Annotated in this window: 8 protein-coding genes; 7 read left to right on the forward strand and 1 reads right to left on the reverse strand. The window is 36.3% G+C overall.

All coding sequences use genetic code 11. From position 1 onward, the window contains the following. Positions 1 to 404: 404 nt before the first annotated feature. The 7 genes from FPL14_RS24760 to FPL14_RS24790 all read left to right on the forward strand — a co-directional run bounded on the left by FPL14_RS24760 (position 405) and on the right by FPL14_RS24790 (position 8,424). Positions 405 to 2,159 carry an ATP-dependent nuclease gene (locus FPL14_RS24760; RefSeq protein ID WP_182300237.1) on the forward strand — a complete coding sequence of 585 codons (1,755 nt, stop codon included), beginning with the start codon at positions 405 to 407 and terminating at the stop codon, positions 2,157 to 2,159. Beyond that, positions 2,156 to 3,559, forward strand: a complete 1,404-nt coding sequence (locus tag FPL14_RS24765; RefSeq protein ID WP_182300238.1) for a UvrD-helicase domain-containing protein — start codon at positions 2,156 to 2,158, stop codon at positions 3,557 to 3,559. Before FPL14_RS24760 ends, FPL14_RS24765 begins: the two co-directional genes overlap by 4 nt. Beyond that, positions 3,553 to 4,461, forward strand: a complete 909-nt coding sequence (locus tag FPL14_RS24770; protein WP_182300239.1) for a restriction endonuclease — start codon at positions 3,553 to 3,555, stop codon at positions 4,459 to 4,461. The genes FPL14_RS24765 and FPL14_RS24770 overlap by 7 nt, the downstream gene beginning before the upstream one ends. 150 nt (positions 4,462 to 4,611) lie before the next feature. Continuing rightward, entirely contained in the window at positions 4,612 to 5,265 is a 654-nt protein-coding gene (locus FPL14_RS24775) for a TnsA endonuclease N-terminal domain-containing protein (RefSeq protein ID WP_182300240.1), read from the forward strand. Further along, positions 5,255 to 6,472: a hypothetical protein gene (locus FPL14_RS24780; RefSeq protein ID WP_182300241.1), complete on the forward strand. Its 1,218-nt coding sequence runs from the start codon at positions 5,255 to 5,257 to the stop codon at positions 6,470 to 6,472. The genes FPL14_RS24775 and FPL14_RS24780 overlap by 11 nt, the downstream gene beginning before the upstream one ends. A gap of 131 nt (positions 6,473 to 6,603) precedes the next feature. Further along, on the forward strand, positions 6,604 to 7,401 hold the full coding sequence (locus tag FPL14_RS24785; protein WP_182300242.1) for a Mu transposase C-terminal domain-containing protein: 798 nt from the start codon (positions 6,604 to 6,606) through the stop codon (positions 7,399 to 7,401). Then, positions 7,402 to 8,424, forward strand: a complete 1,023-nt coding sequence (locus FPL14_RS24790; RefSeq protein ID WP_182300243.1) for a TniB family NTP-binding protein — start codon at positions 7,402 to 7,404, stop codon at positions 8,422 to 8,424. It abuts the gene before it with no gap. Between the two features lie 587 nt (positions 8,425 to 9,011). Here the strand turns inward: FPL14_RS24790 and FPL14_RS24795 are convergent. After that, on the reverse strand, positions 9,012 to 11,516 hold the full coding sequence (locus tag FPL14_RS24795; protein ID WP_182300244.1) for a GH39 family glycosyl hydrolase: 2,505 nt from the start codon (positions 11,514 to 11,516) through the stop codon (positions 9,012 to 9,014). Between the last annotated feature and the right edge of the window lie 2 nt (positions 11,517 to 11,518).

Genomic DNA, 11,518 nt, shown 5'->3' on the forward strand with positions numbered 1-11,518 from the left:
ATACGAATAAATGTCTGATGTATCACAAATATCTATGAGCGCCTAATACAGAATGGTTATCACAACACATACAATTTATCCGGTTGTTAGAGAAGAAGCTATTCTATAAATATACTCCTATAGGCTACGCAGAACATTCTTTCCTCAATAACGAAGTTTTGAATGTTATTTCAAGCTTGTTGAATAAAGAAATAAATGGTCGATGATGGGTTTTATTTAATAGCCAACTAGTAATGAAGTTATGGAAAATGAAAACCAAAAATAATAAAATAGGATCATGACAATTATTGGAAGGGGGGGCACCTTCTAAATAAGCTATTTGAATTCAAGATAGTAAGTCATGTGGTTGCTTAGAATAGCATGCTAGAAACTCTGAGCTAATTTATTCGGGATGGGGTATATAAATGAAGATTTCAAAGATAAACATAAAGAATTATCGGAATTTAAAAAATGTTGACCTAAGTCTTAATAGACTGGTCATATTTATTGGAGAAAACAATAGTGGGAAAAGTAATATTTTAAAAGCAATAACTCTTCCTTTTATGAATGATGAGGTTGGTAATATAAGCAAGAAAATTGGTTGGCAAGACATTAATAACGATTCAAAAAAAATATATTTCTCTTTCGTTCAAGATAATTTAGGCAGAATAAAAAATGAAGAAGTTACACTAGAAGAGTTTATTGCTATATTACCTTTCGTTGTTGTTGAGATGACCTTTACCCCTGACGGTTCGGATGAGTTTTACGCGCGTAAGTGGGTAAATGCTATTGATGGAGAAGAGCCTAACTACTCGATAAAGTATAAATTTGAAGTATCTAACCCGAAAAAGTTATTAGATCATATAACAATGATTTTAAAAGCTGAAGATGCAATTGATAAAATCAAAATGAATTTATTGCCCATTGACTATTATAAGTACTCCATAACGGTAACTTCTACAGATGAGCAAGTTTCATTTAATGATTTATCTAACTATATATATAATTCATTAGCTGCAGAACGTGATGAGTTTTCAAATAAAAATACTCAACTTGGTTCAAAAGCGTTGGTCAATTTACTAAATAATAAACTAAAAGAAGATCAGAAGGTTGCGATAGAGAAATCATATGAATCATTCTTCTCGGAACTGAAAAACATTAGTAATATTGAAGGGATTTTTAATTGGCAAGAAGATTCAATTATCGAGAATGCAAAGGATTTTTTTAAAGAAATCACTTTACTTCCCAATATGCCGAGTATGAATTCTCTTCTAAATAATGTGCGTCTAGGATTTGGCGAAGAATACCTTAACACACAAGGGTTAGGGCATAGGAATTTAATCTACCTGCTAGTAATGATCAACTCATTAAATGTAAAAAACGATGTCGCTTTAAATATCCTAACGATTGAAGAGCCTGAAGCGCACTTATGCATTAGTAATGAACATTTATTGGCAAGTTTTATTAACTCCGCGATTCAATCAAGCTACCAACTACAAATCTTCCTTTCGACGCATAGTACTGAGTTCTTGAACAAATTGCAACTTGAGAATGTATCAGTAGTTAACGAGGGGAGTGCATTTTCTCTAAAAACCTCTCTAGGCAGTGAACAACTGGATTATTTAGCAAAAAAACCTAATATGGATTTTATTAAGTTCTTATTTTCTAGAAGAATTATTCTTGTAGAAGGTCCGAGTGAAGAAATGCTAATTAAATCTTATTTAAGTTCATTAGGTAATACGCTCAATGACATTGAAGTAATTTCACTTCATAAAGGATTTACAAAGATGATTGAGATATGGCTCGAAGTAAATAAAGAGTCATCACACCGTTTAGGTGTTATCCGAGATTTTGATAACCAACCTAAAGCTCAAGCTGATCATGAGCGGTTCAATATTAATAATAATGTTCTTATTACTACTACAACTGAATACACGCTTGAACCTGAATTCGTTAAAACAGGGGACAACTACTTGAAACTAAAGAGTTATTTTGAAACCAATGAAGGTTGGAAAAATATTAATTCAGCCGATGAGTTGGCCGAAAAATGGAAAACTGCCAAGACAGATACGATGTTAAAGTTTTGTAGAGACTTTGGTAAAGGTGAATTAACGGATATAGTTTTGCCAAATCACATTGCTAAAGTACTTAAGTTCCTTAAATCTGGTGAAAAATCATGAAGATAGTTGTTGCAGGAGCGGGTGCGGGCAAGACAACATCTATGGCTAAAGTAGTGATGGACAGATTAAAAGAAGTCGTAGATGGAAAGATGATTTATGTTGTGACATATACCAATGCTGCCAGAGATCGTATTAGAGATTTAATAAATAAAGAATATGGTAGCATTCCTAAGAACCTTCATGTTGAAACGTCTCATGCTTTTTTACTCAGAGAGGTTATATTTCCGTTTCATCATCTTGTCTTCGTAAAGCACTTTAAAAGAGTCTCTCATATTTCGTTACCGGATAACCCAATGTATAGAGCAAAAAAAATAAGAGAATTAGAAAACCGTAACATCATTCATGTTGAAAAAGTTACAGAAATTGCGAAATGGGTTTTAAGTCGCAAATCGAATGACAATAAATTAGTTAGGGAGAGACGAGTAAAAATATTATCGATAATATCTCGTTATTTAGATTCCGTTTATGTAGATGAAGCACAGGATATGGATGATCATTTCGTAGATGTAATTAATTCACTAAATAACCAAGGAATTATTACTCATTTAATCGGGGATCCTAAACAGGATCTACGAGGAAGAAATTCCTTCAGGCAGTTAGTTCATGCTCATGGAAAAGACGTTGAATTCTTGCAAATGAATTATCGATGTCCGACTTCTCATGTGACTCTTTCAAATATATTTGTTCCTAAATTGGAAGAGCAAAAACCTCACCGAAATGCTAATGGCGAACTTGGCTACCTGTTCGAAAGTGATATTACCCCTTCAGAGTTGATCAATAAAAATGATTGGAATTTGGTTTATATTCTCAAAAAAAACGAAAGGTATTTAACGCATTCTGAAGATCGATTTATTTCAGATAGGAATTTATTATATGAACTTGAACAGATTATTGGAAACTCAAAAGTAACAGATGATATGGCTGATAGAGTACTTTACGTATTAACTAAGAAGATCTTTTCCTTCGTATCAACTAAAAATAATTTTGAAATCTTTGATATAATCGAGAATGATTTGAATTTTACACTATCAAGACAGGATAAAGGAAAGCTTCGTGGCCCCTTAGAGGAAATTCGAAATTCTTCAGCCAGGGCCGATGGGATTATAGTTAGATCCATAGATAGTGTTAAAGGACTTGAAGGATCTAAGTGTTTGTTAATCCTTACCACAGATCTAGCTGCCTATTTATTTGGTGAAAAAACAGAATATACAAAAACAATGAATTATTTATACGTGGCCCTTACTCGAGCGCAGCAGATATTGGTATTCCTAATTACTAAAGAGGTAGAGAATAAGTATACAAAGTCAAAAACTGAGCGCATGCTTGAAAACCTATTGATAAGCAAATTCACTGTAAATTATAAAGAGGGCATGGAGTTGAAACGGGGGTTACTATGTTAGATTTTAAAGAATTAAGTAAAGATGGGAATGATTTTGAATTATTGGTCAGAGAACTCTTGTTTAGTATGGGGTTTAAAGTGTACTGGAGTGGGAAGGGGACTGATGGTGGAAAAGATTTATTATGTGTTGAAACTCCTGTTAGTTCAATTCTTTCCATTGAAAAAAGATGGCTTGTTCAATGTAAACATAATGCGCATGCAAATAAGGCTGTATCAACTAGTGATCTGGACGAAATAGTGGACTCGTGTAGCCAATATGAAGCAACTGGATATTTATTGGTATGTTCCACTTACCCTTCATCTAAATTAGTTGATAGGCTAGATGGAATAACACGAAATAAAAGAAATAACGTATCAGCTACTTATTGGGACTCAGTATCATTGGAAAGGATGCTCTCAACACCAAAGACATGGACAATTGCACAACGATTTTTTCCGAAATCCGCTAATGAGATCGGATGGAAGATATATGCAACTGAAAGTCCAAATCGGTGGGTAGTGAATTTCAAAGGCTATTACTTTCACTTGTCAAATAGAATTGGATCGTATGCAGAATTACATTTGTCGAGTATTAAATCAAGAATTTGCGATTTGGAAAGTATAAAAGTACCCAAAAAACATAAATTACGGCCAAGAGCTGTTTATTATGATGATAAGAATGGTGTATATACGTGGTATATAGATTATATGTACCCAAGAGGTTCAAAGCCGAAACTAAGTGCATATTCCATTAAGAAAGAACTTGGTGATGGTTATGCACTCGAGGATGGTCAAATCTATTCTTTTGATGTTCACGTATATGATTATTTAGAAATAAGTGATCATTTTGATGAAGACCATTATAATTATTATCAGCCTTACGTGCGAGATTTCTCATTGGGATTTGAGCGGAAGAGTCGATAAAATGACATTAATATATAAAGCGAATGGATGTGCGTTCAAACGCCCATCTTTTTTTGTTATTTCATTGTATTCTTCAAAATTTCAGTATAACGACAATTCGGACGGGGAAAAATAAGTTCTAATGATTAATGAAATGAGGTAGAGAGTAACGTGCGTAAACCGGTTCGAAAGATCAGACCTTCACGGGGAATGCACTATAGAAGTAAAATACCCCGGTCAAAAAATTTGAAAATAGTACATACGGAAAGTCTATTAGAGCGTGATTTTGTAAGGTTAAGTAACTACGATCGGACTGTGAAAGCCATTTACTTCCAATGTGTGTCGTTAAAATACAATTTCAAAGGAAAGTCTCATAAGTACTTTCCTGATTTCTTATTACTGCTGCACAACGGAAAGTATCTGTTGGTTGAAGTAAAACTCAAAAAGTTCAAGGACACTGACGAGAATAAGGCAAAATATAAGGCCGGTGAAGCTCACTGTAAAAAAGAAGGATGGACTTACTTAGTGGTAACGGAAGATGAGATTCGTCCTGGTTTTTTGCAATCGAACTTGAAATTACTTCTAAGGGCTAAGGTGCATAAAGAGACACCAATTATTACGGAGTATATTCTCGCTGCAATGAGCCTGTTTCATGAAATCCAAATCAAGGATCTGATGGATAAATGTAATATCGTTACTCCATCTCTGTTCATGATCAATTTATACAAATTAATTTATTCAGGAAGGATTTTTACTGATTTAATTGGCTCTAGGTTAACAATTGATTCGATTTTGAGTATAAGGAATGATCAAGATGTCTCGTAATTTTTTTAATTATGGCACTAAATTTATGATGGACGGTAAGGAACATATTGTACTGAATAAAGAACAACAAAATGTTGTTGTTGAGTTGATTGAATATAAACAGAAAAGATCCTACTCATTGAATGAGCTTTTAATTGCTTTCGATGAAGAAAGACTTGTTTTTAAAGATCCTAAGAACCGCTTCCCAACTGTAAGGTCAACTTTTTCAAAAGTAGAAAGTGAACTGCTAAAAATGAAGTTAGTCGTGTTAGATCCGGTAATTAATGGATATTTTAATACAATCAACTTAGATACATACTTAAGGGAGCTGGAGGTTGAAAAGGGAATAAAGGTATCTCGAGCATCTTTCTATAATTGGAAGAAGACTTGGGAACAATATGGTGATGCGAGGTTTCTTCTTAAAGATAAGAGTGGGCCTCGTAAACGGTGGACTGAAAAAGAAATATTAGATTCACTCCAGCGAATCATGGATGAAAATCTCTACAACGGCCCTGATATGCCGTATCTCTGGATTTATCGAGAATATAAAAAAAGTATTAAAGCAGTAAATGAAATGAGGGACGTCAAAGACAAAATTATTATAAGGTCTTTCCAAACAATATGGAGAATTATTAAAGAAAAAAGGGATTTTTATAAACAGCAAAAAGCAAGAGAGGGGCATGTAGCAGCTAAACTTCAACGAGATGGGTCTAAAAGCGTTGATGAGAAGCCAACACGTCCACTTGAACGAGCTGAGATCGATTGGACTCCCACTGACTTGTTTTTGGTTGATCCACATACTCTAAAAAGGAAGTCTGCATGGTTAATTTATGCAATCGATGTCTTCACGGGTAATCCTTTAGGATTCTACATCACGTTCGAATATCCAGATAGCTTCGCGGTAAAACAATGCTTGCTTCATTGTTTTCTACCTAAGGTGTACTTAAAGAGACTGTATCCTGATGTAGCAAATGAATGGACTGCGTATGGTATCCCAACTGAAGTTGTAATCGATAATGCTAAAATTAATGACTCTTATGAATTAGAAAGAGTATTTCAGTTCTTCGGCATTACCCCGATATATCCTGAGGTCGCAGCAGGGCATAAAAAAGGAACAGTCGAGAGGGGACAAAAAACATTTAATGACATTGTTCATACTTTGAAGGGTACGACGTCTCAAACATATTTGAGAAGAAGCATTACGACTCTGATGGTGAGGCGTGTATAACATTACAGGCATTTTACTACATTGCACACATTATTTTTGTAGACATTATTTCTCACAATTTCAGTCATAGTCGTATTGGTGGAACACCTCATCAAATATGGGAGGCAGGAATAGCCGAGAATCCAGATTTATTGACATTACCATTTTCCAAACGAGATATGCGCATTACGTTATGTGGAGGATCCGAGAGGAGAAAAATTCAATCCAAAGGTATTTTACTATCTCGGGGATGGTATCAAAGTCCAGAATTGATGGCGCTTCGAACAAGAATGAAACAAGAAGGAAATGAGGATGCTGATGTAGTTGTACGATTTGATTTCGCTGACGTAAGAAAGGTGTTTGTTGAAAATCCATATGATTTAAGCTTCATTGATGCCGAGCTAGATCCAAATACAATAAGGGACTATCAAAAACACTTTGACGTTATACCAGACCTTCCACTTCCTTTTCAACAGATTAAAGCCATTAGTTTAAAGATGGGAAGAGATGAAGCTGACTTCGACGATGTCCCTATTGCGGATGCAATTGCAAAAATTAGAGCAATAGAAGAATCTCAGGACAAGGATAAGAAAAAAGGGTATAAGGAAACAATTGCTCAAGAAGCTTCAATCATTGAGGCACTTGCCAAGTGTGGTGCAACATTAGACGATCTTACCCCTCTAAATGAAGCAGATTCGTTTGCATTCATCGGTGAGGTATCAGAAGCGGAACTTAAGCAAACTAATAAGTCTAAGAATTCGAAAAAATCTGAAGGAGCGAGTAAAAGCAAGAAACGAGGAAATAAGCTTGGGAAGGGGCCGCTGAATCAGGAAAATCAGAATTTAATGAGTGGTAGTGATATAAACTATTCAACAAATGGAAATAATGAAAGTACATCTATCGATGATGATTTGCCGGATTATGATGTTTCTTTTATGAGGAGGATGTAAATGGAGTCTCATTCTTTTTCAGAGGGGCAAGAAAGTAAAGCAATAGACATGACACCAAAAATTCAATCCCTCAATAGTAGACCAATTGATGATGTTGAATTAGCAAATCGAATTGCTAAATTTGACTCAATCATTGTGCATCATAAACGACATAACGAATTATTCCAGGCAATTTGGGACTGTCATTTACTTCAAAGAAACAGTGTTAATAAAAAAGGTTTGAGTATTTTCGGCGATCCAGGAGTAGGTAAGTCAACTGTGTTTAAGAAATACGAAGAAATGTTTCCAAGAACAATTGGTCAAAAAATGTTTAGAGGACAGATGTGTAAATTTAAAAAGATTCCAGTGCTTAGAGTGGAATTGGAATCAAATTCTAAACCAATAAATGTGGCTTCAAAAATGCTGGAAAAACTAGGTGACCCACTCTACTACAAAGGCACTGAAAAAGAATTAACTTCTCGACTTAAAGAATACCTTAGCGGTTGTGAAGTTGAGATAATAATTATTGATGAATTGCAGCACCTAATAGATACCGATACTTTAAGAGTAATTAGTAAAGCTGCGGATTGGTTAAAGCAACTTATTAACGAAATTAATCTACCTATTGTGTTCGGAGGCGTTGAGTCGGCGAGCAACATTTTTTTGCATAATGAGCAATTGGGGAGCAGATTTCCAGAGAGACATATTTACCAGCCTTTTGATTACGAGACTCCTGAATCAATTAAGAAGTTCCGGGCATATGTCAAGAATATTGAAAAGGAGCTTCCGTTATCCGGAAAATCCAGATTGTATGATCCTTATTTATGCGAAAAAATTTATTATGCTACTAAAGGTTATCCGCGGTTTTTAAATCATTTACTATATCACGCATTAAGAATTTCGTTGCGAAGCGGAAAAGATATAATAGACGAGAATGATCTCAATGTTGGATTCAGTAAACTTCAATTCGACAATAGGCCAAAGGTTATTAATCCCTTCAATGGGAAGACATTTAATTTGAGTGCTGCATTAAATGCAGAATAATTAGACACTCCCTTCACGGAGTGTTAGGCTGTCGAGAAACCCCCTCTTTGCAAAAGTAGATCAAAGTTGAGATCCACCACATCAAAATTGAAATGACGAATATTTAGCTAAACTTTTTCGACACTCTGACACTCCTTTCACGGAGTGTCTTTTTATCTTTGTCCTGAAATTGAGTAAATCGTGAATGGGCTGTATGATTATACAATAGTGCTTATATTTGAAATGAAAATTGTCTAATGAATTCTGCAATAACATCAATTTTAACTGGGCATACAGGAAGGTTTCTAAATAATTATGGAATAATCTATGCGTGATAATGCGGCTTTTGAGCGTTTTTGTCTAAGAGAATATGGAATATCACATTTATCAAAAGGGTAAATGGTTCATAATAAGTTGTAAAATTTATTATTTCAGAACTTATTAGTATCCGGGTATACGCCGTTGAGAATATTAATGCGTTCTAAAAAGGTGCTGGTCCCATCGTTTTCCTACGGTAGAACGACGCCTTTATTTATATCCGTTGTTATTATTTTTGTCACAACTTGTGTGATATTCTGGATGATCGAAAGCCCCTCACCCGGGCACATCTATCCGTATAGCCGCTTCACTTCAATGAGGCGGATTTCAAATGGTTCCAAAATGGTGTGTACGAGCAGATTGCCTGAACTGCTTATTTTTTCTTTCTCTATTTTGGGTATGGAGAGGTTCCTCAAATATTGGATTTCATCGTCTGAGTGATCCGGGGAAAGGCCCATACGAACTTCTTGATCGAAGGCGCTCCCATATTCGCGATTAACGAAGTGGTGTGTGATCAAGTATTCTCCCTCCATCTGAGAAAGGTTGAATTGAAATTCTCTTTTTGACTTTCGCGGGAAATGCGAATACCTTTCGCTGTAGGAGATGCTCAATGAGATCCCTTGGGCATACATGTCGTCATAATGATGATAATTGTGCAGAATGATCTGATAACCTTCCGATGACTGCGTGATCATGAAACCATCCCCGTTCGCAACTTGCGTATCCCCCAGCTTATTCAACAGATAAAAAGCATGGTAGGACGGCTTCTTAATATGGTTGTAGGTAAACATGCCAAGTCCACCATGAAATAAAGCGGAAGGAAGGAAGTTTTCCTCGTGCAGGTCTGTTAAGAGCCAGTAGCCAAATGCCTCCAGACGGTCGTAGTTCTCAATCACATGCTTGACGATATAGGCGGATTTAAAACAGGTATCGCTCATTAAATCCTTATGTGAAACGGTTGAATTCCATTCAGTCATATACACCGGCAAGTGGCCGAGCTCGAAGTCGCGTAAACCGGTCTTCAAGCGGTCAATAAATTGTCGGAATGATGTAGTAACCGGGCTTAGATGCAATTGATTTTCGATTGTCGGATGATGAAGATTCACATGGGCTAAATCGATATCATAATAGTGAACCGTAATAAAGTCAGGGACACAATGATGCTCCTTGCTGAAAGACAAAAAGTCAAACAGCCATGCATCGCTTTTGTTGTAGGTTGAGAAGGCAGCGGGACCGCCAAATAGTAAAGAAGCGTCAACCTGTTTAACCGCTCTTCGCGTATGCTCATAGAGCTGATAAAAAATCCGGTCTTCGGAAAATCCAAACAAAAGATTGGAGGAGCTGGGTTCATTCCATACGCAGAACAGCCATGAGCGCACCTCTTCAATCCCGTAGCGCATAATAAAATGACGAGTCAGTTCCGTAATCAGACGATCCCACTTCTCTATATCATTAGGAGGGCTGGTATTAATTTGAGTATAAAAAACGGTCTTGGAAATATCACTGGCTAGCAATTTCGGCATAAAAGAGAATTGTACAAGCGGCTTGAGTTTGATGGATAACAGAAAATCCATCACTTTATCAATCAAACGAAAGTTATAGACCGGTTTTCCTTGACTGTCCTCGCTGTAAACCATCATATCGTCATCTAGCAGACTGTGCATTTTGATATAGGAAAAGCCGATTTCCTCCTGTGCATTCCGCAAAGCCTCCTGTACGTCTGCGAAGAGCACCTCCTTGGCTCTGCTGACACCGATAAATTTCTTAAACGTATGCTTTAGCTCTTGGCCGGTTGCTTGAGTGTCAATATCAATGGATGTGTATTGGGTTGAATATTTCGGAATCTGGATTGAAGCTGGCTTATAGTCAATATGGTTGTATATAAATTTGGATATTTCTTCATAATAAGACTGCGGTTCAACCTGATAGTAGTTTACGGACTTTTCCTTTGTTGCCTCAATGCTTCCCAATACTTGGCCGGAATGCTTCTTTCTCCAGACGCTGGGGAACTCATTGTATTTCTCCTGGAATGCTGTCACGAAGGAGCGCGTATTGGGAAACCCGTTACTGGAAGCGATCGTGGCAATATTCAAGGTATCGTTGAATAAATCATTGACTGCATGATGCAGTCGAACTTGTTTTAAATAGTCCTTGAATGAGATTCCCACGCTCTTGGTGAAAAATTTCGATAAATAAGGCACGGATAAATACTCCATTACGGCAACCGTCTGCAAGGAGAGAGGCTCGCGGAATTTGCTGTTTATATAATCGAGAATTCGACTTAATCGGTTGAGGTTTTCTTGGGTATGCTTCTTTGCGCTATTCTTGCCGCTGTTGAAGTTGGTGCAAAGCGCATGCAGAAGCTCATAGACGAGAGAGACATTCTTTACATCTATGAACTCATCCGCACTGATATTATGTCTTAATATTTCTGCAACAATCCTCTTGATGTTGTTAAAACGAGAAGAATCCTTCGAATTGACGGAGTTGCAGTCAAAATAGATTTTATTTGTATCAATAAAACTTTCATTAAGCAATTCTAATTTGATCTGCAGAGCAATTATGGTCGCATCTTCAGAATGTAATTCATGGATTTCATTTGAGTTAATCAAGATGACATCTCCTGTGCTTAATGTATAGGGAGTGTCTTCAACCGTTATCTCTACATTTCCTTTTATATTGAAGATCAATTCAAGCGACTGGTGCCAATGACGATTTACATCACCGATTCGGTGAAGGAAGAAATGAATGGGAAGCTTTTTTGGAAAATTGATAATCTCATGGCGATATTCCATCT

The sequence above is a fragment of the Cohnella cholangitidis genome, from assembly GCF_014107495.1.
In the GTDB taxonomy this organism is placed as follows: domain Bacteria; phylum Bacillota; class Bacilli; order Paenibacillales; family Paenibacillaceae; genus Cohnella; species Cohnella cholangitidis.

Coding starts and splice junctions, on each gene's coding strand:
- FPL14_RS24765 (WP_182300238.1), top strand. CDS start 2,156: ATGAAGATAGTTGTTGCAGGAGCGGGTGCGGGCAAGACAACATCTATG.
- FPL14_RS24795 (WP_182300244.1), bottom strand. CDS start 11,516: ATGGAATATCGCCATGAGATTATCAATTTTCCAAAAAAGCTTCCCATT.
- FPL14_RS24790 (WP_182300243.1), top strand. CDS start 7,402: ATGGAGTCTCATTCTTTTTCAGAGGGGCAAGAAAGTAAAGCAATAGAC.
- FPL14_RS24770 (WP_182300239.1), top strand. CDS start 3,553: ATGTTAGATTTTAAAGAATTAAGTAAAGATGGGAATGATTTTGAATTA.
- FPL14_RS24780 (WP_182300241.1), top strand. CDS start 5,255: ATGTCTCGTAATTTTTTTAATTATGGCACTAAATTTATGATGGACGGT.
- FPL14_RS24760 (WP_182300237.1), top strand. CDS start 405: ATGAAGATTTCAAAGATAAACATAAAGAATTATCGGAATTTAAAAAAT.